This is a genomic window from Arthrobacter sp. MMS24-S77 (genome assembly GCF_054888235.1).
The window spans coordinates 2,279,540-2,301,599 of record NZ_JBTZRN010000001.1 but is presented as its reverse complement, the minus strand read 5'-3'; the positions used below and the strand labels follow the sequence as shown (position 1 = coordinate 2,301,599).

The following is a 22,060-nucleotide window of genomic DNA, read 5'->3' as shown; positions in this document are numbered from 1 at the left end:
GGCCGCCAGCGCCGGCTCCACCGCGGAGAATCAGAGCTAATTTCAAGGCGAGGCAAGGCACTAATGCGCGCATGGTGGGTGCATGAACCCGGTCCGATTGCGACAGGGCCACTTGTTTGGGGCGAAAGGCCCGATCCGCAGCCGGGGCCCCGGGAACTGCTCGTCAGTGTCCGAACCTGCGGAGTCTGCCGGACAGATCTCCACTTGGCCGAGGGCGATCTTGCGCCGCGGATGCCTGACGTAGTGCCCGGCCATGAAGTGGTGGGAATAGTCAGAGACACGGGCGAAGGGTGCGCGAGGTTCCATCCGGGCGACAGGGTCGGAGTGGCTTGGCTTGGAGGAACGTGCGGGAGCTGCGCGTATTGCCGCCGTGGCGACGAGAATCTCTGCCTCTCCCCCACGTTCACCGGATGGGACAGGGACGGCGGCTATGCCGAACAACTCACGGTTTCCGAGGACTTCGCCTACACGATTCCGGAGCAATTTTCAGACGAGAAGGCGGCCCCACTGTTGTGCTCCGGCATCATCGGGTACCGGGCGCTCAAACGGGCCGCTGTTCCGGAGGGTGGCCGGCTGGGCATCTATGGTTTCGGAGGATCCGCCCATCTCACGGCGCAGATGGCGCGCCACCAAGGAGCGCAGGTCTACGTGATGACCCGCTCGGAATCAGCCCGCGAACTGGCGCGTGAACTGGGCGCCGTCTTTGCGGGAGACGCGTACGATTCCCCGCCCAGCCCCCTCGACTCGGCGATACTTTTTGCCCCGGTCGGGGACCTCGTCCCTGTCGCCCTCAAGGCATTGGACCGGGGCGGTACCCTCGCGATTGCCGGCATCCACCTGAGTGACATACCGCCCTTGAACTATTCTGCCGATCTCTTCTATGCGCGGCAGCTCCGCAGTGTCACCGCCAACACCCGGGCAGACGGCGAAGAGTTCTGGTCCCTGGCCGCGGAAATTCCGCTGGCTCCCACCACGACGGTGTATCCGTTGGCTCAGGCCGATCGGGCGCTCCGGGATTTGGCCGGTAGCCGTGTTACCGGAGCTGCCGTCCTGAAGGTCTGAACTGCGCATGTCCCCCATCACAGACGGGCAGGCCGGAGCAAAAAAACGGCGATCGGCGGGTCCGATAACGGCCCGCCGGTCGGTATTCCGCTGTTCAGCGTTTCAACACTTCGCGTTCAACACTTCAGTGCGAAGGGCTGACCATGTGATGCCGATGTTCCTCGGTGCTGGGCTTGATCGCCATCGCGGTGACGACGAGTGCCACCAGGCCAGCGATCCACGATGTCCAGGCGACTCCGGCTTGCATGGAGTACGAGCCTAGCCACGGAGAAAGGAACAGCAAGGCACCGAAGGCCGCCTGCACCCACTCCATGACCGGCGTTCCGGGCATGGCCAGATTGATGACGCCGCTGATGACCAGCAAAGCGCCGAATACGACCATCAAGGCAGCCGACCCGCCGGCCGCCGTGGTCCAGATGACCGATAGGGCAGCGTAGAGACCGGCAATAACCGTGACCCAATCCTGCCATCGCGTCCATTTCTTCATTGAAACCACCTCTGTGATGTGGGCTGCACCCCGGGGCATTGAGCATGTACTCCGGTACTGGTGTAACAAAATCCGCGCGCCGCTGCTTCCCTGCGAACGCCTGTGGATGCGTCCGCCGTCGTCGAATCCTGCCGCACGAAGCCTTGCTAAGAACAGACTTCCGGTCTACAACGTAGTCATAGAGCAACATCGACGAATTTGTCCGGCGTCGCCGGCATGTTCGTCCAGAGAGGACCCCGTGATATCGAGTCGCTGGTCGTAAAGTCGCCAGTCAGTTCAGCGCTGACTTATCGACGTCCGTTGGTGCGAACCGCCGTGGCCTCCGGCGTGGACCTGCGTCCGCCGCCAACGCCCGGGTTCCGGCCCGACCCGCCAGGTCGCTCGCAGTTGCAACCAATGGAAGGAAAGAAATGCTCAACATGAAGGTCCCGGCACGAGGCGCCGGAACCGCCTTCATTGCAACCCTCGCTATCACGGCACTCGCCGCTTGCTCGGGCCCGAGCCCATCGCCGTCGCCAAGCGCCACGAGTTCCGGAGGAGCCGTACCGCAGATCTCGGCGGATGCGTTCACGGCCGACTTCTCGGCGATGAAACAACTCGCGTCGCTCGCTTCACAAGGCAAGGGCATGGTTGGCGTACTGCTGCCGGACACCACTACGTCCGCGCGATACGTCACCTTCGACGCTCCGTACCTGAAGAAGGCCTTCGAAGCCGCGGGGCTCGACTCCAGCAAGTTCAAGATCGACAACGCGCAGGGTAGCGCAAGCACCATGCAGACGCAGGCCGAGGCCGACATCACGGCAGGGGCATCCGTGCTCCTGGTCGATGCCCTGGACTCTGGTTCCGGAGCGGCCATCGAGGCGGCAGCTTCCTCTCGGGGCGTCAAGGTGATCGACTATGACCGGCTCGTCAAAGGCGGCGCGAAGGATCGCACCTATGTCAGTTTCGACAACGTCAAGGTTGGCCAACTGATAGGCCAAGGCGAAATCAGCTGCATCGCGGACTGGAAAGTCACCAAGCCGAACGTCCTGATCATGGACGGGGACCCGACCGATAACAACGCCAAGCTGTTCGCCGAAGGCTACAACGGCGTACTGAAGCCGCACTTCGACAGTGGCGAGTACGTGAACGTCGGCGAACCTGCCGGCACATGGACACCGTCAGTGGCACAGACGACGTTCGCCCAACAGTACACTGCCCACTCGAACATCAACGCGGTGGTCACGCCTAACGACGACAACGCCAACGCGGTGATTTCGTACCTGCAGAGCAAACAAATCCCTGCCAAGACGTTCCCCACTACGGGGCAGGACGCGTCCCTTTCCGGATTGCAGAACATCCTGAAGGGCTACCAATGCGGAACGGTGTACAAGCCGATCTATTTTGAGGCCCAGGCAGCGGCGGCAGCAGCGCTCTACCTGCGGGCGGGCATGAGCATTCCCTCAACCCTGGTGAATGGCAAGACCACGGACGACACCGCGAAGACCGACGTCGCTTCGGTCCTGCTGACCCCGCTGTGGGTGACCACGAAGAACATGGCCGACACCGTCGTCAAGGACGGCGCTGTGACGGTCTCCTCGCTATGCATCTCGCAGGTGAAGGACGCGTGCACCGCGGCAGGTATCCAGTAGTCCGAACGATGAGTGAGTTGGCAACCCCGGACCCCGCCGACGTCGGGCCCCTGCTTCGGCTGGAAGGCATCGACAAGAACTTCGGGCCGGTGCAGGCACTGGTCGACATCACCCTTGAGGTGCCGATCGGCAAGGTCACTGCGCTTGCCGGCGACAACGGCGCGGGCAAATCGGTATTGATCAAATGCGTCGCCGGTATTCACGCCCCCGACGACGGCCAGCTGTTTTGGGAAAGCAAGCCCGTGCGATTGAACTCGCCGCACGAAGCAGCGGCGCTCGGCATCGAGACCGTGTATCAAGACCTGGCCTTGTGCGACAACCTCGACATCGTGCAGAACCTGTTCCTCGGCCGCGAACGGCTGCGCCATTTTCTCCTCGATGAAGAGAGCATGGAGGTCACCGCCCGGGAGACGCTCGCGAGCCTGGCCGTGACCACCGTGCGTTCCATCCGGCAGCCCGTCGCGTCGCTGTCCGGTGGGCAACGCCAGTCCGTGTCGATCGCGAAGTCGGTGCTGTGGAACTCGAAGCTCGTCATTATGGACGAACCGACCGCAGCTCTCGGCGTCGCACAGACCGAGGTTGTCCTTCACCTTATTCGCCAGCTCGCAGACCGTGGCGTCGCCGTTATCGTCATCTCGCACAACATGAACGACGTGTTCGAGGTTGCAGACCGCATCGCCGTGCTCAGGCTCGGGCGTCTCGTCGACGTCCGGCCCATCACTGAAATGGACCGGCAGATCGTGGTCGACCTCATGACCACAGGGGTATCCGAGCGGACACGGCCCGAACTCGCGCCGCCACCGCCGTCGAACCGCCAGCTCACCGCCGCCAAGGGTCCGCTCCCCTCCGTGGCAGCCGTACTCCAGGACGAGCCGACCACGGCAGCCGCCAAGCGGAAGGCCGCACTGGCGTTGAACCCGGACATCACCGCGACGTCGCTGCCCGAATACTTCCGCGCGGCGCTGGCGCGGGTGCGGGGCGGCGAGAGCGGAGTACTGCCGGTGCTCGCGGGCCTGTTGCTGATCTCCGTCCTGTTCCAGTCGCTGAACCCGAACTTCCTGACTCCCGGCAACATGGTGAACCTGCTCATTCAGGGTTCAGTGTTCATGCTGCTGGCGATGGGCCAGGTCTTCGTGCTCCTGCTCGGCGAAATCGACCTGTCCATCGGGTACGTCGGTGGCGTGGGAGGCGTCATCATGGCCGAACTCGTCCAGGAGTCGACCGGCTGGCCGTGGTGGGCAGCAATGGTGGTCGGGTTGATGACCTGCGCCGGGATCGGGATACTGCACGGAACCATCATCACGCGCCTCGGGCTGCCTTCATTCGTCGTGACGCTCGGTGGCCAGCTCGGCTGGCTCGGCGTCATGCTCATCATCCTCGGCACCGGCGGCGTGGTTCCCATCAACGACAACGTCATCAACAACATCGCCAGCGGCAACCTCAGCCCGGTCACCAGCTGGATCCTCATGCTCGTCGTCGTCGGAGCGTTCAGCACGTGGACATGGCTGCGGGATGCCCGCCGGCGCAACACGGGACTCGTCGCGCCACCCGCCAGCGTGAGCGCACTGAAGATCGCAGCGGTGCTCGCCGCGGGCGTGGCCATCGTCTGGCTCTGTAATACAGACCGCGGTACCTTGGTCGAAATCAGCGGGGTGCCGTGGGTGCTTCTCGTGGTGCTCGGAGTCCTCGCCGTCTGGACGTTGCTGCTCGGGCGTACCCGCTTCGGCCGTTACGTCTACGCCATTGGCGGCAACGCCGAGGCCGCACGGCGGGGAGGCGTAAACCTTGCGCGCATCCGCACCCTCGCGTTCATGCTCGCCTCCTTCACCGCAGGAATCGGCGGAATCGTCTACGCCTCGCGGCTCCGTTCGGTCTCGACGTCGTACGACGGCGGCACGCTGGTGCTTTACGCTGTAGCGGCCGCGGTAATCGGTGGGACCAGCCTGTTCGGCGGGCGAGGCAAGGTGCTGCACGGAGTCCTCGGTGGCCTGGTGATCGCGACGATCGACAACGGCATGGGACTGCAGGGCTACAGTGCGCCGGCTAAATACGTAGTCACCGCACTAGTTCTGGTCGCGGCCGTGACAATCGACGCGGTCGCCCGCCGCGGTCGATCCCGCACCTAACCGGCAACCGGTCCTGCAGTCGCGGCAGGACTGGACGTGGATAATCAGCAAGCTTAATGTTCAAGAGTGGCCGGCTTTCCGAAGGGACGGCCCATGGGCCATCCCCGCGGCCGGCTCACGCAAGTCCGAGCGAGGAGGAAAGATGCAAAAGGTTGAAGAAGCCATCGACGTGGCAGTCCCCGTCCATACGGCATACAACCAGTGGACGCAGTTTGAGTCGTTTCCCCGATTCATGCCCGGTGTGGAATCCGTAACCCAGTTGAGCGACACGACCAACCATTGGGTCACCAACGTAGGGGGTGTGGAACGGGAATTCGATACGGAAATAGTCGACCAGGAACCCGATGATCGGATTGCTTGGCGCAGTATTGACGGCAAGTCGCACGCCGGCATCATCAGGTTTTCGCCGCTGGACGCCGACCACACGCACGTGAAGGTCCATTTCGAATGGGCGCCCGAAACCGTCATCGAGAAGGCCGGAGCCGCGCTTCAAGTTGACGCGATGCAGGTGAAGGCGGACCTGAAGAAATTCAAGGAGTTCATAGAGTCGCGTGGAAACGAAACCTGAGGGTGGCGCCGCGAGCTGGAGGCGACGATGACTGAGTCTGGACCGGTGCTTGTAGTCGGCGGAACCGGGATGTTGGGCAGCCAGGTGGCTTCAAGGCTGTTAGCGGCAGGAAAGCAAGTCCGGGCCTTGGTGCGCCCCGGCTCGGACGCTAGTCGCCTCGAGGAGCTAGGGGCCACGATCGCCCGTGGCGACATGATGGATCCGGAGTCGCTTGTGAGCGCCATGGACGGCGTCGACGCTGTGATCACTTCAGCGGCGGGATACACCCACCATCGGGAGGGCGACACCCCCGTCATCGACACGGTGGGCAACACCAACCTCGTCGATGCAGCCAGCCGCGCCGGTGTTCGCAGATTCGTCCTCACCAGCATCCTCACTTGCGATCAAACACCGGATGTTCCGCACTTCTGGCACAAGAAACTGACCGAGGATCGCCTGGAAGAACTCGGCGTCCCGTTCGTGGCGCTGCGCCCGGGCGCCTTCCTTGAGCAGATCACCCGCTTCGGCGACCCTTTCCGCGAGGGGCGGCTCACGTCGTTCGGGTCTCCGGGCGTTCCCCTGACGTACGTGCTTGCCAGTGACCTCGCCGGGTACCTTGCGGCAGCAGTCGACGCGAACGATGTAGAGGGGCAGCGTATCGACATCGGCTGGGACCGGCCGGTAAGCATGCAGGACATCGCCGACATCGCCGCCCAACTGCTCCGCCGGGAGGTTCAGCTCGTCCTCAACCCGATCAACCAGATGGGGGCGGACCGTGGGGCGATGATGGAATGGTTCCGGACCGGCCGCTACGTCGCAGACACCTCACGACAACGCGAGGTCTTCGGCCCACCGCCAACCGCCGAGGACGCCGTCGCACGCCTGCTCACCAGCCTCGGGCACAAGCTTGAGAAAGACACGCCCGACGGCGGCCCGCCGGGGTAGTCTGTCGACTCGCCTTAGCCCACGGCGGGCAGCGCGTCAGGGATGCGCGGTTTCGCGTTGCCGGCGAACGTGAACTTGGCGTCGTCGCCTTCGCCTTCCACGTCAACCACCACGATGTCGCCCGTGTGCAGTTCACCGAACAGGATCTTCTCGGAGAGCTGGTCCTCGATCTCGCGCTGGATGGTGCGGCGCAGCGGCCGGGCACCCATGGCCGGGTTGTAGCCGCGGGTGGCCAGAAGCACTTTGGCTGCGGCGGTGAGCTCGATGCCCATGTTCTTGTCCGCCAAGTGCTGCTCCAAGCGGCCTATCATCAAGTCCACGATTTCGATGATCTCCTCCTGGCTTAGCTGGGGGAAGACGATGACGTCGTCAACGCGGTTAAGGAACTCGGGGCGGAATTGCTGCTTGAGCTCTTCGGTGACACGTGCCCGCATCCGGTTGTACCCCGTGGTGGTGTCCGTGCCGGACTGGAAGCCGGTCGCGACGCTCTTGGAGATATCGCGGGTTCCCAGGTTGGTGGTCATGATGATCACGGTGTTCTTGAAGTCCACCACCCGGCCATGGCTATCCGTCAGGCGGCCGTCCTCAAGGATCTGCAGCAACGAGTTGAACAGATCGGAGTGGGCCTTCTCCACTTCGTCGAACAGCACCACCGAGAACGGACGACGGCGGACCTTCTCGGTCAGCTGCCCGCCCTCGTCGTAGCCAACATAGCCCGGAGGGGCACCGAACAACCTCGAGACCGAGTGCTTTTCCGAGTATTCGGACATGTCCAGCGTGATGAGCGCGTCTTCGTCGGCGAAGAGGAATTCGGCGAGGGCCTTGGCGAGTTCGGTCTTGCCGACGCCGGTGGGGCCGGCGAAGATGAACGAACCGCCCGGACGCTTGGGATCCTTGAGGCCTGCACGGGTGCGGCGGATGGCCCTCGACACCGAGCTGATGGCCTCATTCTGGCCAATAACCCGCTTGTGCAGTTCTTCCTCCATCTTGAGCAGACGCGAAGACTCTTCCTCGGTGAGCTTGAAGACCGGGATGCCGGTCGAATTCGCCAGTACCTCGGCAATCAGTTCCTCGTTGACCTCGGAAATGCCGTCCATGCCGCCGGACTTCCACTTGCGTTCCTTCTCTTTACGCTCGGTGACCAGATTCTGCTCCTTCGCGCGCAGCGAGGCGGCACCTTCGAAGTCCTGGGCGTCGATGGCCGATTCCTTCTCCATCTTCACTTCGGCGATACGGGCATCCATCGCCTTGAGTTCCGGCGGAGGGGTCATGCGGCGGATGCGCAGGCGCGCACCGGCTTCGTCGATCAGGTCGATCGCTTTGTCCGGCAGGAAACGATCGGAGACATAACGCTCCGAGAGGTTCGCTGCAGCGACCAACGCGCCGTCGGTGATAGTCACGCGGTGGTGCGCTTCATAGCGGTCACGCAGGCCCTTGAGGATCTCAACAGTGAGGGCAACTGAGGGTTCCTGGACCTGGATCGGCTGGAAGCGGCGCTCCAACGCGGCATCCTTCTCAATGTGCTTGCGGTACTCATCCAAGGTAGTGGCACCAATGGTTTGGAGCTCACCCCTTGCCAGCAACGGCTTGAGGATCGACGCGGCATCGATGGCACCTTCGGCCGCACCGGCGCCCACCAAGGTGTGGATCTCGTCGATGAACAGAAGGATGTCGCCGCGGGTGCGGATTTCCTTGAGGACCTTCTTCAGCCGCTCTTCGAAGTCACCACGGTAGCGGGAACCCGCCACGACGGAGCCCAAATCCAGCGTGTAAAGCTGCTTGTCCTTGAGAGTTCCCGGAACGTCCCCGCGAACGATCGCCTGGGCGAGACCTTCGACGACGGCGGTCTTGCCGACGCCGGGCTCGCCGATCAGCACGGGGTTGTTCTTGGTACGGCGGGAGAGGACCTGCATGACGCGTTCCATCTCCAGCTCGCGGCCGATCACAGGATCAAGCTTGTTTTCCCGGGCAGCCTGGGTAAGGTTACGGCCGAACTGGTCCAATACCACCGAACCAGCAGGGAGGACCTCGGCTTGGCCCGGTCCCGCACCTGCGCTGGACCCGGTTGGTTCCATGCCCTGGTAGCCGGAAAGCAGCTGGATGACCTGCTGGCGGACCCGGTTGAGGTCCGCGCCAAGCTTGACGAGCACCTGCGCGGCAACACCTTCACCCTCGCGGATGAGGCCAAGCAGGATGTGCTCGGTACCGATGTAGTTGTGGCCGAGCTGCAGGGCTTCCCGGAGTGCGAGCTCGAGTACCTTCTTGGCGCGCGGGGTGAACGGGATGTGGCCGGACGGGGCCTGCCGCCCCTGGCCGATGATCTCCTGCACCTGCTCGCGGACGCCCTCGAGCGAAATGCTCATCGACTCCAGCGCCTTGGCGGCGACCCCTTCACCCTCCTGGATCAAACCCAAAAGAATGTGCTCGGTACCGATGTAGTTGTGGTTGAGCATGCGTGCCTCTTCTTGGGCAAGCACAACAACGCGACGGGCACGGTCCGTAAATCTCTCAAACATTTCGCCACACTCCTGGCTGCCGCCTACCTTGATGCTACGTCGCTACAGGCCTTCTTGGGGCATTTGCAGAGGCAGAATATTAGAGGGCCGGTTTCGTGAAGAATGGAACCAACCACCTAGGAAAGGGGATCGCCATGAGCACCCTGAAGGACCGCTTGCATGCTGACGTCGTCGTCCACATGAAGGACCACAACAAGACCGCGCTCACCACGGTGCGCAACGTGCTGGGCGAAATCGAAACGCGCGAGAAGTCCGGCAAGACTCCCATCGAGCTCGACGACACCCAGGTGACAACCCTGCTGCAAAAGGAAGCCGCCAAGCGCCGGGACACAGCCCGCATCTACACCGAAGCCGGTGAGGCCGGGCGCGCCGCCGCGGAAATCGCCGAAGCAGAAGTCATCGAGGCGTACCTGCCCAGGATGTTGACCACCGCCGAAGTCGAGGCAATCGTCGACGAAGCCATTGCTGCGCTAAAAGCTGACGGCCAGGAACTCACCGTGAGGCAGATGGGTGCGGTGATGAAGCCCGTCACGGCCAAGGTCGCTGGCCGCTTCGACGGCAAGGCCGTCAGCGACATCGTCCGGACCCGACTCGCATAGATTCACCGGCCGGCAGGGAGGAGCAGCCATGGCAGCCATCATCCTGGGATGGAATCCAGGGCTTTGGAACGACTGGAACTACGAGGCTGTGATCGAACAGGTCGCCCAAACAGGTCAATTCGTGGAGCGGTGGAACGTCGGACAACACCGCAAGATCCAGCCAGGCATCCAAGCGTGGCTTCTCCTGTACGGCGCGGGCCCACACGGACGCGGGCTGATCGGACACGGCGTCGTCATGTCCGAAACGTATGAGGCACCACAACGCTTCGGATCGGAGAGTACCGCGCGGTACGTAAGCGTTGCCTTCGATGCCTTGCTCCCCCTCGGCGGCCAGATACCGTCGAGCGTCCTCTCCAGCGAAGTGCCGGACGTGGCCTGGAACACCTTCCGCGGTTCCGGACGGCTCATTCCGTCAGCATCAGAACCAGGCCTTCAGCGCGTGTGGCGGGAGCACGGGCCAGCGGCCCCCGAGCCGTGCCAAACCGTCCCCGGAACCTACCCGGAAGGAGCCGTCAGCCGAATTGAAACGAACCGCTACGAGCGGGACCCTGAAGCCCGTCGGATCTGCTTGGCTTTCCATGGAACATCTTGTGCCGCGTGCGCCTTCTCTTTCGAAGTAAGCTACGGGGAAATCGGCAAAGACTTCATCCACGTCCACCACGTCGTCCCCGTTTCACAGCTCGGCAGCGACTACAAGCTGGATCCCATAGCGGACCTCGTGCCGCTGTGCGCCAACTGCCACGCCATGGCACACCGGAGCGTGGGGACCCCTCGCACCGTGGCGGAATTGCGGCGGGCCATCGCTGCCGCCGGACACTTGCCCGGCCAGATCGTAGACGACAGGGCATTGGCCGCCCAGGACGCCGCACACCGAATCCTCGAGCAGCGGTAACCATAGCGCCGTCCTGATGCACTAGCCAGCCACGGTTCTTCCCCGTATTTTAGTTAACTACACCGTGTGGGGGGCATCACACACGCTGTGAGTCAGATGATCCATTTGCCGGACAAAAACCGCTGGGGCGCAACGCCGCGCCCCAGTCCCGGCGAGACCTACCGGGCGTCACGTGCCGCCCGCTGTTCAGGAGGATACGCATGACCGGGATGTTTGAACTCTTCATCGACGAGGACACGAGCTTCAGATTCAGGCTCAAAGCGCCGGACGGAACGGTGGTAGCTGTCTCCAGGTCGTTTCCCGACAAGGCCGCCGCGGTGTGCGGCATCAGCGACGTACGCGAATATGCCGGAATGGGCCTGATCACCGATCTCTGCCCGGAAGTCCCCCACCGCGTGCCAGCACCCGCTCCGCCGGTTCCCGTTGTGAAGCAAACCAGTCCTGCCGCAATGCCGCCACTTCCAGTTCCGTCCCGGCACCACAATCCGCTCCCCCAAAGAGAAAGAACCGGCCGCCCCTGGCACACCCCTGCCTTGGTCGACGCGTCCTGCGCCGGTTTAGTCGAGGCGTAGGCCCGCGGAGCACACTTACTGCGGACACGAGCCTTGGGCCAGACCACCCTCGGACCTACCCGGCGTGCGGGACACGCAGGCTGCCGTACCTCTCCATTCGGTGCCACCTCAAATGCACGCCGGCAATGGCGGTGACCACCGACTGGATGACGACAAGATACATCAGCTGCCGATACACGAACTGCTGAAGTGGAAGCGTCCACAGCGGGCCAAGCCTTTCATTGTCGAGCCGGAACGCGTAGGCGGCCATGAGGAATTGAACGAGGAGAAAGACAAACCAGAGCGCCGCTATCCTGACCGGATCAAGGAATACCAGGCCGTAGACGGCAAAGATATCGACGATCGGCGCGAACAAGGGAAGCAACACTTGAAGCACGAGCAGATAGCCGAGCCCGCGTCGGCCGAGTTTTCCGGCTGGCCCACCCTGCACCACCGCGCCGCGATGCTTCCACATCGCTTGGAGCGTGCCGTAGCACCAGCGGTACCGTTGCTTCCAGAGCGCGCCCAGGCTCGCGGGTGCCTCGGTCCAGGCCCTCGCGTCGTCCTGGTATACGACGCGCCAGCCGTCGCGGCACAATGACATGGTCAAGTCGGTGTCCTCGGCGAGGGTGTCGTCGCTGACGCCGCGCACCCGGCGGAGGGCATCGCGGCGAAAGGCACCGATGGCCCCGGGGACGGTCGGCATGCACTCCGCGACGTCGAACAGCCGGCGGTCCAGATTGAAGCCGACGACGTACTCGATATGCTGCCAGGCGCCGAGGATCCCTCCACGGTTGGCGACCTTGGTGTTCCCTGAAATTGCACCCACGCGTGGGTCGACGAAGGGCTGAATGAGGGCACGGACCGTGTCCGGTTCGAAGACTGTGTCGCCGTCGACCATCACCACAAGGTCGTTGCTGGCGGCGCCAATCCCGGCATTCAAGGCCGACGGCTTACCGCCGTTCTCTTTTCGGATCACCGTGACGCCCGGCAGGCCAAGTGCCTCCACGATGTCTGCGGTCCCGTCGGTCGACCCGTCGTCGACCACAATGATCTCCACCGGATGGGACGAAGCGACGATGGATCGGACCGCCGCTTCGATGCCGGCCGACTCGTTGTACGCGGGGACGATGACGCTGACTGGCTCGGTGATCTCAGGACGCAACGGAACGTCCATCCGGCGTCGGCCACTGCTGGCCGCTCGAAGGCGGCGGCCCGCTCTCCGATGGCTCGCCGCGAAGCCGACCACCAGGACGGCCCGGATGAGCGTCACGATACCGGCCGCGACGAGCGCCCACGAGATGGCCGTGACAATGAAATCACTGAGCCGGATCCCCCACACGAACGCGTTTCCGCTGATCTGCTCCGCGGCTGACGCGTCCCGCATGGTCGTAATCCCGACGGCGTCCCCCACCGTCGTGACGCGGAAGCCTTGGTCCGAGAATTTCGTGAGGACGGAGTCGAGCGCGGCGACTGTCTGCGCCCGCTCTCCACCGCCGTCGTGCATCAGGAGGATCTGGCCCTGCGGGCCGGATGGGGCAAGGTTTCGCTCGATTGCTGCGATACCGGGCCGCTGCCAGTCTTCACTGTCCTTGGTGGTGAGCACAGTGAGATAGCCCTGGTTCGCGGCGGACCTCATCGCAGTCCATGTGCCGTCCCGCACGGCGTCGTTCTCCGAACTGTACGGCGGCCGCAGGAGCGTCGCGGCGTGGCCGGTGATGCCGGTGATCGCCTGCTGGCCTCCCTGCACCTCAAGCTGCTCGCGCCAGGCCGGGACGCTTCCGAGATCCGCGTGGGTCAGCGTGTGCACGCCGATTTCGTTGCCGTCGGCGATGATGCGGCGCACGAGATCGGGGTTGTCGATCGCCGCCGAGCCGACCACGAAAAACGTGGCGTGAACGTGGTGCTTCCTCAGGACGTCGAGGATCTGAGGGGTCCAGACGGGGTCCGGGCCGTCGTCGAACGTCAGGGCTAGAGTGCGATCCGGCGGGGTCACCGTGCGGATCGTTCCGCCGCGCGAGTCGATGACGGGGCCGCCCTGGGAGACCGCTTTCGGTACGGAACCGGCGGACCCGTTCGCGGGCAGGGAGTCATCGCCGATCCCCGCGAGGTGGTGCATGTACCCCTGCACCATGAGGGCAACACCGAGCGCGACCAGGACGGCAAGAAGAATGAACCAGTGTGCCTTGACACTGACCGGAGCAGTGCGCTTACTCAGGCGGCGCGCACTCACGGGTGCGCGGGCGTGGACGGTCGCGTTGCCTGGCCAGGAGCGGTCCCGCTCTTGCCCGGGCTCGTCCGGCCCGCGCCCGGCGCCGGAGTGGCGGTCGGTGCAGAAGCGGCGCCAAGCTTTGTGGCCGCGCTATTGATCGGTGGTGCCGCAGGAACGGGCGAAGCCGGAGCCGCAGGGGCCTGGAAGGCGGCCGGCGCTGCGGGCGCAGCGGGCCGAGCATCGGCAACCGGAGGTCCGGCCGCGTTGAAAGCCGGTGCTGATGGGGTTGACGGAAGATCACGGGCCGCCGAGGCCGCTGGCAGAGGGAGGTAGGGCGCAGCGATGTTGGGGCCTCCGACCAGCGCGACGAGCAGGAGGACCACGTACCCCGCCGCGAGCGCGAGGGCGCCGAGGCCGATCAGCTTGACCCGACGCAGTCGCCGACCTGACGCGTCGACGAAGACCGGCCCGCGCTGCGACGCTGACCCCGGTTGATCGGACGTTTCGTCAAAAGCTACCATCGAGCGTCAATCCTAGTAGGTCTGCCACCCAGCCGGAAAAGCACCACGAACGAAGGTCGTCTATCCGCCGATGTACGACATCTCGATCTTGTGTGGCGCGGCCGGGTCCTTGGGCGTGTGGTGGCCGTCCCGCGGCGTGCGGGCGCCGCGCAGTTCCGAGTAACGGTCTGTGCGGGCGCCCCATAGGGCTGACAACGCCGTGGAAAGCTCGACGTCGGACGCGCCGCCTCTCAGGAGTGCCCTCAGGTCGGTGCCGGCCGTGGCAAACAGACAAGTGAACAGCTTGCCGTCGGCGGAGAGCCGGGCCCGCGTGCAGCCGCGGCAGAAGGCCTGGGTCACGCTGGAGATGACGCCGATTTCGCCGCTGCCGTCGGCGTAGCGCCATCGGTCCGAGGTCTCGCCGGGGTAGTTGGGCGCCACGGGCTCCAGCGGGAACACCGCGCCGATGCGGGCAAGGATCTCGGCAGAGGGCACCACCTCATCCATCTTCCAACCGTTGGAGGCACCCACGTCCATGTACTCGATGAACCGCAGGATGAACCCCGACCCCTTGAAGTGTCTTGCCATGGGAAGGATGTCCCGGTCGTTCGTCCCGCGCTTGACCACCATGTTGATCTTCACCGGCCCCAGCCCAGCCGCCTGGGCGACGTCCGCGGCGTGCAGGACCTTGGCAACCGGATAGCCGACGTCGTTCATGGCCTGGAAGGTTTCCTCCCGGACAGAGTCAAGGGACACCGTTACCCGGTTCAGCCCCGCGTCCTTGAGGGTGTGGGCCTTCTGGGCCAGGACCGAGCCGTTCGTGGTCATGGCCAGATCCGGCGCGAGTCCGTCGGGAGTGCGCAACGAGGCCAGCATCCGGACCAGTTCCTCGATGTCCTTGCGCAGCAGGGGTTCCCCGCCGGTCAGGCGGATCTTCCGGACCCCGTGCCCGACGGCGATCGAGGCCAGGCGGGTGATTTCCTCGAACGTCAGCAATTGGTCCCGCGGCATGAAAACGAAGTCCCTGCCGAAGATCTCCTTGGGCATGCAGTAGACGCAACGAAAGTTACACCGGTCCGTGACGGAAATCCGCAGGTCCCTCAAGGGCCGGTGGAAGGTGTCGGTGATGGAATTGGCGCCCATCCTTCGCCCCTCAAAGCCGTGGAGTGCAAAGCGCTTGTACCTCTTTCAGGGTATGCCCCACCCTGGACCCCCACAATGGCAGTGCCGACTCGCGCCATTCATCAGCGCTGTCCCGGTCAGAGGCGGCTGGAAGTGGAGAGCTACCGCTTGGCCAGGGTGCGCAGGAGTTTCAAAGCCACGGATATCGAGGCGAGGTCCACCTGCCCAGGCTTGGTCACCTCCGCGAAGGTGTCCTTGATCCGTCTGAGCTGCTCTTGGCGTCCTCGCTCCCACTCCACGATGCGCTCCACCGCAGATGCGCCGGAGGCCTCGCTCCTTTGGGTAGTCCGCATGACGGAAATTGTGATGTCGACGACGGCGGAGTAGGCGTCGTCGCGCAGGGCTGCACGGGCCAGCGCTTCCCACCGGCTCTGCCGCGGCAGGTCGGTGATACGGAGGAGCAACGTTCCCACACCGATCCAATGAATGACCGTGTGGTACATGTCGGCGATCGTCGTGAGGGGCTCATCCACCTGCTCCGAGACGAGCGAGATGTCCAACAGCGAGAAGCTTTCCAACAAATCAGAGGCGCGCCGTCCCAGCTCGGGCGGCATTCCGACGTCGTTCCAGTGCGCCAACCGTTCCTTGGCGCGGTCCAGATCCGAGCCGCGCAGAAACTCGGAGGTGCGAGTCCGGAGCAAGTCCAAGGTCGGCGCAATCCTGCTCAAGGCCTCGGCGATTGCCTGGTCCCGATGGTCGTGTGTCACGTACCACCGGGTTGCCCGGTCGAGAATCCTGCGCAGTGGCATGATCGCTGCGGCAGAGTGTTCGCTGGGAAACCCTGGCGGCAGGCCGGCAATCCTGTCCACGAACCACTGCAACCCATACGCCTCGCGGACCACCACGAAGGCCCTGGCCACGGCCGCGGCGGCGGCGGTCGTTTCCTCGATGGCGCGGAACGCAAAGGTGATACCTCCGAGGTTGATCATGTCATTGGCCACCGCTGTGCAGATGATCTGCCGGCGCAGGGGGTGTTCGTCCAGCTCAGCATCGAAACGCTCGGACAACTGGTACGGAAAATAGTCCCGGAGTATCCGCTTGAACCATGGATCATCGGCGAGGTCGCTCGCGGTGAGCTCCGTGGCCAGTTCGATCTTCGCGTAGGCGGCAAGCACCGAAAGTTCCGGTCCGGTCAGTCCGTTGCCTGACTGCAGCCTGTCCTGGAGTTCTTCCGTGCTCGGCAACCCCTCCAGGCCGCGGTCCAAGTCCGCGGTCTTTTCCAACCAATCCATGATCCGCTCAAAACCAGGGCTCAGGTCCAGGGCCAAATGCCGGTCGTTGAAAAGAAGGACGTTCTGGTCCACATTGTTTGCCAGGACGAGCCTGGTGACTTCATCGGTCAGGGACTGAAGAAACCCTGTCCGTTCCTCGGCCCGCATCTTTCCTGCCGCAATCATCCGGTCAACGAAGATCTTGATGTTGACCTCATGGTCCGAGCAGTCCACGCCAGCCGAATTGTCTATCGCATCAGTGTTGAGGAGGACGCCGGCAAGGGCCGCCTCCACCCGTCCGCGCTGCGTGACGCCCAGGTTTCCGCCCTCGACCATTATCCGGGCCCTCAGCTCGTTGCCGTTGACCCTGAGGGCATCGTTGGCCTTGTCGCCAACGTCGGTTTGGCTTTCCGTAGAGGATTTAACGTACGTTCCGATGCCACCGTTATAGAGCAAGTCCACGGGCGCGCGGAGGATAGCCTGCAAGAGTGCGTGGGGAGGCAGAGAGACAGTTCCCGGCTCCAGGCCGAGGCACCCCCGGACCTGTTCCGTGACGTCGATGCTCTTGGCCCGTCGGGAGTGGACGCCCCCGCCCGCGCTGATCAGTGCGGAACCATAATCCGCCCAGGACGAACGGGGAAGGGCAAACAGACGCTTGCGTTCTTCGAAAGACGCTGCCGGATCGGGGTTCGGATCAAGAAAGATGTCCCGGTGGTCGAACGCCGCCACCAGCCGGATGTGCGGCGAGAGCAGCATCGCGTTTCCAAAAACATCACCGCTCATGTCTCCGATGCCGGCCACGGTAAAGTCTTCTTCCTGCGAGTCAATGCCCAGCTCGCCGAAATGCTGCTTCACGGATTCCCACGCGCCGCGCGCCGTGATACCCATCTGCTTGTGGTCGTAGCCCACGGATCTGCCGGATGCGAAGGCGTCGCCGAGCCAGAAGCCATAGTCCCGGGCCAGGGCGTTGGCTGTGTCGGAAAAAGATGCTGTTCCCTTGTCAGCGGCTACCACGAGGTAGTAGTCGTCGCCGTCGTGGCGTACGACGTGCTCGGGCGGCACCACCGCCTCACCGCGCGGCGTGATCACCAGATTGTCGGTCAGATCCAGCAGCCCGCTGATAAACATCCGGTAGCATTCCAGGCCTTCAGCAAGCCAGGCTTCCCTGTCGGCGGCCGGGTCGGGCAACCTCTTCGGATAGAACCCTCCCTTGGCCCCGGTCGGCACAATGACCGAGTTCTTCACGTTTTGCGCCTTGACCAACCCCAGGACCTCGGTCCGGAAATCCTCGCTTCGATCAGACCAGCGCAGCCCACCCCGGGCCAAGGCACCGAAACGGAGGTGGACGCCTTCAACCCGCGGGGAGTAGACCCAGATCTCGTATTTCGGCCGCGGAAACGGTGCGTTGGCGATCGCGGCCGGATTCAGCTTGAAACTCAGGTGTGACTTGCCCTGGAAATAGTTGGTTCGCAACGTCGCTTCCACGAGGTCCATGAACGTCCGGAGCAAACGGTCTGCGTCAAGGACGGGAATCTCGTCAATGGCGGCCAACAACTCCTCCTTCGCCGCTCGGGTGTCCCCGAGCCGGCCGGGACCGTCCAGCCCAGGATCAAATTTCGCTTGGAACAGATCCAGGAGTGCATGGGTGGCCCGGGCGTTGCCCAACAGCGTCTCCGCGATGAAACCGTACGAGTTGGTTGTCCCCAACTGCTGGAGATACTTCGCATAGCTTCGCAGTATGGCCGCCTGACGCCAACCCACCCGCTCCCGGATGACCAGTGCGTCGATGCGGTCGGACTCGATATCGCCGCGCATGGCGGCGGCGAAGGCATCAGCGATCAGCTCCCTGGTAGCCTCCGGGTCGACGCCGGCGGGATACTTCACGCCAAGGTCGTAAAGGAACAAATCCTGTCCACTCCCCCGCCGGAGTTCGAAAGGCCGCTGGTCCAGCACCTCAAGCCCGAGGTTGTGCAGGAACGGCAGGATCTGTGTCAGGCTCCTGGGCTTGGTCAGGTAGAGGCGAATCCGGGCATCCTCGGCAAGGGTAGGCGATATGCCCGGCCTGGTGTAGACCGTCAGCAGCGGATCGCCGCGATGGCGGCCTCCTGTGCCATCGAGGTCGAACGTCTCGAAATTCACGATGTCCCCGACAGCGGTTTCCGCCGAGTAATCCGCGCGATAACTCGGGGGAAACGCGTCCGACCACAGTTCGGAGAGCCGCGCGGCCTCGGCCGATGTGAAACGCTCCCGGATCACTTCTTCAAGGCCCTCGGCCCACGGCCGGGTGGCTGAGACCAGCCGCCGCTCCAGTTCGGAGGGATCGACGTCGACGGCGATGGAATCAGGCGCGTCCGATGCGGCGCCGGCCATGTGGATCCGGAAGAACACGCGGACTATGGGAGACTCTGTCAGGCTGACATCGAATTCAATGGATTTCGCTTTGAAGACCTGCCGGAGCTCCTGTTCCATCAGCAACCGGACCGCCGTGCTGTAGCGCCGCCGCGGGAAGAGGACCAGCGCGGACATGAATCGCCCCAAACTGTCCGGCCGGAGGAACACACGCGTCCGCCGGTGTACCTCGGTCCGGAGGATTTCACCGGCCAGGCTTGTAAGATCGTCCACGTCGATGTGGAAGAGTTCATCGCGCGGGAAGGTCTCCAGAATCGCCAGCAAGTCCTTGCCATGATGGGACCGGGGCGTCAATCCCAAGCGCTCGCCGACAGCCTGGACCTTTTCACGGATCACCGGGATCCGCCGGACGGACTGATGGGCGGCGCCAGCGGTAAATAATCCAATGAACCGCCGCTCCCCCGTCGTCGTGCCGGCCTCGTCGACAAGCTGCAGGCGCAATTCGTCCAAGTAGGACCGCCTCAAGACAGTGGACCTTACCTCTGACGTGGTAAGTGTGAGCGTTTGGGATTCGCCTGTCGAGAGCAGCCCCGGCCCGGGCCTTCCGGCGGCGGCGTCCCCTTGCGGTCGCCTCAGCAGGCCCAGCGCGGACCCCGGCTGTTCGGAGAGCAGCTCGCGGCCGCCCGCCGTCGTGAGCCCACATTCGTCATACCCCAGGAAAAGGAAGTTGCCATCGTCGAGCCAGAGGAGCAGCTCGCGGATCTCTTCCGGTGACGGAACAACGGTTTCCGGGAACCTGGTCGCGGAGGAAACGGCATCTTGCAGCTTGCCGTGGATGGCAGCGGCGTCCTCGGCAGCGATTCGAACGTCCTCAAGCACCCTGTACAGGTTCACTGTGAGTTCCCTTGCTGCGGCGTCGTCTGCCAGCCGGCCGATCTCGGCCGCAATCCAGACCTCGGCTGCGCCGCCTTCCCGGGAACGCCCTGTCAGGGCGCCTTCCGCGGAAGAACCGGTCCAGACGTCCACCAGCTCGTGGGTAGCGGGATCCCGCAGCACCTGGAAGCTCGGATGCACAAACAGCCGGATGGTGGCATCATCGCGTGTGAGTTCCGCCGTGATGGAATGGACCAGATACGGGATGTCATCGGTCACCACCGCAACCACGCTGGCGTCCATTTCGTTCAGGATCCCGACGGCGGCCTGGCCCGGGGCTCGCGTCGACGCCACGTTCAGATGGTGTGCCACCCTCGCACGGAGTGTCTGGGCGCTGTAGCTCCGCAGGTCTTCCGCAGACACTTGTGCGAAATAGTCGCTCAGGAAAGGCTCGTCCGGCTCGCGCGGAACGGATGACCTGGCGTGCTCCTCCGGCACCGGTTTGTGTGACATGCCACCGCACCTCCGCCGCGGGGTGCCACCGCCAACTGCGGATGACAATCCAGCCCTCGCGATTCCTTCCATGATGGCCGGGTGCATCGGCGCCGTCCAGTGCGTCTGCGGAGGACGGACCGGATGCGGGGCACGCCGCCGCGGAGCGGCCGGTCAACGGCCAGTTCTACTGCTCGTCCTTGCGTGCAGGAAGCACGAGGAGGGCGTCCCCCACGGCACGTTCGGATCCGCCCGATGGGCTGTTCAGGACTGTTCCTCCGGCAACGGCTGTTGTTGAGCCGCCGCCGTCCAGGTTCATGGCCTGAACCATGCCGAGTGACATGGCGACGTCGGCCTCTTCCTTCAAGCTCAGTCCCAGCGAAGCGGTCGAGCGTCCGTCTGCTGTGACGAGCACGGTTCGGCCCTGGGCATCGGTCCCGGCGAAGGTCCGGGGGTTCCGTTTGTGGACCCAGCCGTAGTAGAAGCTGTTTCCGTCGTTGGGGTGGACCATGCCGTCATGTTTGACGGTGACGTCTTCAATGCCGTCCTTGACCAGCAGTGGGCCGCCGTTCACCACGCTCGTGGCTTTGTTCGTGTGGAGGGGTTTGCCATCCTGGCCGAGCAGGCCGGCATCGATCTTCAGCTTGGCGCCCACCGGAGCCAGCGCGCGGAGCCGTGCGACGTCGGTTCCGGTCGCCTGGATGGTGTGACCGCCTGCTGGAACGGCCGCGCCGCGGGTTTCAGCGACGAATGTAACGGTGTCGTGGCTGTCCACCGTCACTTCAAGGCCCGCACCGGCAGGAGTGGACGGTCCGAACTCCGGGGTGAAGGTCACGAGCTCGTTCGGGTTTGTGCAGGTGACGTCCTGGAGTGCACGCGGGCTGGGGACGTCGTTGGCGCCGCCGCAGTTTCGGATCAGGCCGGGGACCCGGTCGATACCGTCCAAAGGCGCCTCCCGGAACCCGAGGAGACCTTCCCCGACCAGGTCAGTCGCTGGATGCTGGTGGCGTTCTTCTTGCCATCAATGACCAGGGCCGGACGGTCTGCGACGGGTTCGCTGAGGGTCTTGCCCGCATACACACCAACACCGGCGGGGTCTCCTTCGGCACCGGCCTTCGGATCGAAGACGAAGAAGCCAGCGTTGACCGAGGCGATGGCGTGCGCCTCGGAAGCCAGTTGGCTGGTGGTCTCCCGCTTCTCCAGATCCGGGCCGAACGAGGCGGCAAGCTGGCCCTGGTACTTCCCTGGGTCGATCGTGATCACATCAAGGTTCCACGGTCCGCGGGTCTCCGGGCTGGTCCCGGCGTCGCCGTCCCAGCCCGAGTAGATCACTGACGAGGCAAAACCGGCGGCTTTGATCTTCGCGACGATCGGGGCCCCGTCGGCCTGCGCGGCGAGATGGCCTGCACGGACACGGTATCCAAGGTTGCCCCCGGCATCAGCCAACTGGGGCGACTGGACCTGCTCGACCCGGGCATCGACACCGGCGGCTGTGAGCTTGTCGGCAGTGCTCTGTGCCGTGGCCTGGCTTGAGAGTGCTGAGGCGGGTGCGTCAGGATCCGGCGAGTCCGAGGGAATGGCAACCTCGGCCGTCCAGAAGAGCGAAGGGTCCACACCGCCGCGGGTGATCTTGGTCAGCGTGACGCCTGGGGCGAGGGTTGTCACGGTCCGGTTCTCGGGAAGGTCGGCGGCGCCAAGGTTGAGGTGGGCGCTCCGGTCCGTACCGTCTTCGCTGCTCTGGCCGACATCCGCATGGGTGGGCCCCACAGGGCTCAGGATCGCTGAAAAGACGGCGAGTACCAGGCCGCCGGTCAGGGCGCTGCGGGACTTAAGTGTGGATTTCATGCGTCCACCGTACAAAGGCTCGACGCCGGGTCCGGTCCGG

Annotated in this window: 16 protein-coding genes; 8 read left to right on the top strand and 8 right to left on the bottom strand. The window is 64.2% G+C overall.

All coding sequences use genetic code 11. From position 1 onward, the window contains the following. Positions 1 to 63: 63 nt before the first annotated feature. Positions 64 to 1,062, top strand: coding sequence for a zinc-dependent alcohol dehydrogenase family protein (locus ACX5I4_RS10495; protein WP_461836604.1), 999 nt, complete (start codon positions 64 to 66; stop codon positions 1,060 to 1,062). 124 nt (positions 1,063 to 1,186) lie between these two features. Here the strand turns inward: ACX5I4_RS10495 and ACX5I4_RS10490 are convergent, their stop codons facing one another. Next, the gene (locus tag ACX5I4_RS10490; protein WP_461836603.1) at positions 1,187 to 1,549 is read right to left on the bottom strand and encodes an SPW repeat protein; all 363 of its coding nucleotides are present in this window, start codon (positions 1,547 to 1,549) and stop codon (positions 1,187 to 1,189) included. Between the two features lie 410 nt (positions 1,550 to 1,959). On the opposite strand from ACX5I4_RS10490, the gene ACX5I4_RS10485 reads away from it, so the two are divergent. The 4 genes from ACX5I4_RS10485 (at position 1,960) to ACX5I4_RS10470 (ending at position 6,798) form a co-directional block, all read left to right on the top strand. Then, complete coding sequence (locus tag ACX5I4_RS10485) at positions 1,960 to 3,180, top strand: sugar ABC transporter substrate-binding protein (RefSeq protein ID WP_461836602.1); 1,221 nt, start codon at positions 1,960 to 1,962, stop codon at positions 3,178 to 3,180. Positions 3,181 to 3,188: 8 nt separating this feature from the next. Further along, complete coding sequence (locus ACX5I4_RS10480; RefSeq protein ID WP_461836601.1) at positions 3,189 to 5,306, top strand: ABC transporter permease subunit; 2,118 nt, start codon at positions 3,189 to 3,191, stop codon at positions 5,304 to 5,306. Between the two features lie 142 nt (positions 5,307 to 5,448). Beyond that, positions 5,449 to 5,874: an SRPBCC family protein gene (locus ACX5I4_RS10475; protein WP_461836600.1), complete on the top strand. Its 426-nt coding sequence runs from the start codon at positions 5,449 to 5,451 to the stop codon at positions 5,872 to 5,874. Between the two features lie 27 nt (positions 5,875 to 5,901). Beyond that, positions 5,902 to 6,798, top strand: a complete 897-nt coding sequence (locus ACX5I4_RS10470) for an SDR family oxidoreductase (protein WP_461836599.1) — start codon at positions 5,902 to 5,904, stop codon at positions 6,796 to 6,798. A gap of 14 nt (positions 6,799 to 6,812) precedes the next feature. Here ACX5I4_RS10470 and ACX5I4_RS10465 read toward each other — a convergent pair whose 3' ends face one another. Next, entirely contained in the window at positions 6,813 to 9,314 is a 2,502-nt protein-coding gene (locus tag ACX5I4_RS10465) for an ATP-dependent Clp protease ATP-binding subunit (protein ID WP_461836598.1), read from the bottom strand. A 134-nt stretch (positions 9,315 to 9,448) separates the two neighbouring features. Here ACX5I4_RS10465 and ACX5I4_RS10460 point away from each other — a divergent pair, with 134 nt between their 5' ends. The 3 genes from ACX5I4_RS10460 to ACX5I4_RS10450 all read left to right on the top strand — a co-directional run bounded on the left by ACX5I4_RS10460 (position 9,449) and on the right by ACX5I4_RS10450 (position 11,377). Next, a complete protein-coding gene (locus ACX5I4_RS10460; protein ID WP_461836597.1) occupies positions 9,449 to 9,913 on the top strand; it encodes a GatB/YqeY domain-containing protein in 465 nt (154 codons plus the stop codon). A 28-nt stretch (positions 9,914 to 9,941) separates the two neighbouring features. Further along, on the top strand, positions 9,942 to 10,805 hold the full coding sequence (locus ACX5I4_RS10455) for an HNH endonuclease (protein ID WP_461836596.1): 864 nt from the start codon (positions 9,942 to 9,944) through the stop codon (positions 10,803 to 10,805). Between the two features lie 200 nt (positions 10,806 to 11,005). Further along, positions 11,006 to 11,377 (top strand): YegP family protein, encoded by a 372-nt coding sequence (locus ACX5I4_RS10450; RefSeq protein WP_461836595.1) that lies wholly within the window; start codon positions 11,006 to 11,008, stop codon positions 11,375 to 11,377. A 55-nt stretch (positions 11,378 to 11,432) separates the two neighbouring features. Here ACX5I4_RS10450 and ACX5I4_RS10445 read toward each other — a convergent pair whose 3' ends face one another. From ACX5I4_RS10445 to ACX5I4_RS10420, 6 genes are all read right to left on the bottom strand, one after another. Beyond that, positions 11,433 to 13,589: a bifunctional polysaccharide deacetylase/glycosyltransferase family 2 protein gene (locus tag ACX5I4_RS10445; RefSeq protein ID WP_461836594.1), complete on the bottom strand. Its 2,157-nt coding sequence runs from the start codon at positions 13,587 to 13,589 to the stop codon at positions 11,433 to 11,435. Continuing rightward, positions 13,586 to 14,089 carry a hypothetical protein gene (locus tag ACX5I4_RS10440; protein ID WP_461836593.1) on the bottom strand — a complete coding sequence of 168 codons (504 nt, stop codon included), beginning with the start codon at positions 14,087 to 14,089 and terminating at the stop codon, positions 13,586 to 13,588. Before ACX5I4_RS10440 ends, ACX5I4_RS10445 begins: the two co-directional genes overlap by 4 nt. Before the next feature lie 60 nt (positions 14,090 to 14,149). Beyond that, positions 14,150 to 15,211 carry a GTP 3',8-cyclase MoaA gene (moaA, locus tag ACX5I4_RS10435; RefSeq protein ID WP_461836592.1) on the bottom strand — a complete coding sequence of 354 codons (1,062 nt, stop codon included), beginning with the start codon at positions 15,209 to 15,211 and terminating at the stop codon, positions 14,150 to 14,152. Positions 15,212 to 15,351: 140 nt separating this feature from the next. Beyond that, complete coding sequence (locus ACX5I4_RS10430) at positions 15,352 to 20,196, bottom strand: NAD-glutamate dehydrogenase (protein ID WP_461836591.1); 4,845 nt, start codon at positions 20,194 to 20,196, stop codon at positions 15,352 to 15,354. A gap of 166 nt (positions 20,197 to 20,362) precedes the next feature. Then, positions 20,363 to 21,121: a phosphodiester glycosidase family protein gene (locus ACX5I4_RS10425; protein ID WP_461836590.1), complete on the bottom strand. Its 759-nt coding sequence runs from the start codon at positions 21,119 to 21,121 to the stop codon at positions 20,363 to 20,365. Then, positions 21,091 to 22,020 carry an SPOR domain-containing protein gene (locus tag ACX5I4_RS10420; RefSeq protein WP_461836589.1) on the bottom strand — a complete coding sequence of 310 codons (930 nt, stop codon included), beginning with the start codon at positions 22,018 to 22,020 and terminating at the stop codon, positions 21,091 to 21,093. The genes ACX5I4_RS10425 and ACX5I4_RS10420 overlap by 31 nt, the downstream gene beginning before the upstream one ends. Positions 22,021 to 22,060 lie beyond the last annotated feature (40 nt).

Bases quoted from the DNA above. Each gene is read 5' to 3' on its own strand.
- ACX5I4_RS10480 (WP_461836601.1), top strand. From the start codon at position 3,189: ATGAGTGAGTTGGCAACCCCGGACCCCGCCGACGTCGGGCCCCTGCTT.
- ACX5I4_RS10440 (WP_461836593.1), bottom strand. From the start codon at position 14,089: ATGGTAGCTTTTGACGAAACGTCCGATCAACCGGGGTCAGCGTCGCAG.
- ACX5I4_RS10455 (WP_461836596.1), top strand. From the start codon at position 9,942: ATGGCAGCCATCATCCTGGGATGGAATCCAGGGCTTTGGAACGACTGG.
- ACX5I4_RS10450 (WP_461836595.1), top strand. From the start codon at position 11,006: ATGACCGGGATGTTTGAACTCTTCATCGACGAGGACACGAGCTTCAGA.
- ACX5I4_RS10485 (WP_461836602.1), top strand. From the start codon at position 1,960: ATGCTCAACATGAAGGTCCCGGCACGAGGCGCCGGAACCGCCTTCATT.
- ACX5I4_RS10465 (WP_461836598.1), bottom strand. From the start codon at position 9,314: ATGTTTGAGAGATTTACGGACCGTGCCCGTCGCGTTGTTGTGCTTGCC.
- ACX5I4_RS10495 (WP_461836604.1), top strand. From the start codon at position 64: ATGCGCGCATGGTGGGTGCATGAACCCGGTCCGATTGCGACAGGGCCA.
- ACX5I4_RS10490 (WP_461836603.1), bottom strand. From the start codon at position 1,549: ATGAAGAAATGGACGCGATGGCAGGATTGGGTCACGGTTATTGCCGGT.
- ACX5I4_RS10475 (WP_461836600.1), top strand. From the start codon at position 5,449: ATGCAAAAGGTTGAAGAAGCCATCGACGTGGCAGTCCCCGTCCATACG.
- ACX5I4_RS10420 (WP_461836589.1), bottom strand. From the start codon at position 22,020: ATGAAATCCACACTTAAGTCCCGCAGCGCCCTGACCGGCGGCCTGGTA.
- ACX5I4_RS10470 (WP_461836599.1), top strand. From the start codon at position 5,902: ATGACTGAGTCTGGACCGGTGCTTGTAGTCGGCGGAACCGGGATGTTG.
- moaA (WP_461836592.1), bottom strand. From the start codon at position 15,211: ATGGGCGCCAATTCCATCACCGACACCTTCCACCGGCCCTTGAGGGAC.
- ACX5I4_RS10430 (WP_461836591.1), bottom strand. From the start codon at position 20,196: ATGTCACACAAACCGGTGCCGGAGGAGCACGCCAGGTCATCCGTTCCG.
- ACX5I4_RS10460 (WP_461836597.1), top strand. From the start codon at position 9,449: ATGAGCACCCTGAAGGACCGCTTGCATGCTGACGTCGTCGTCCACATG.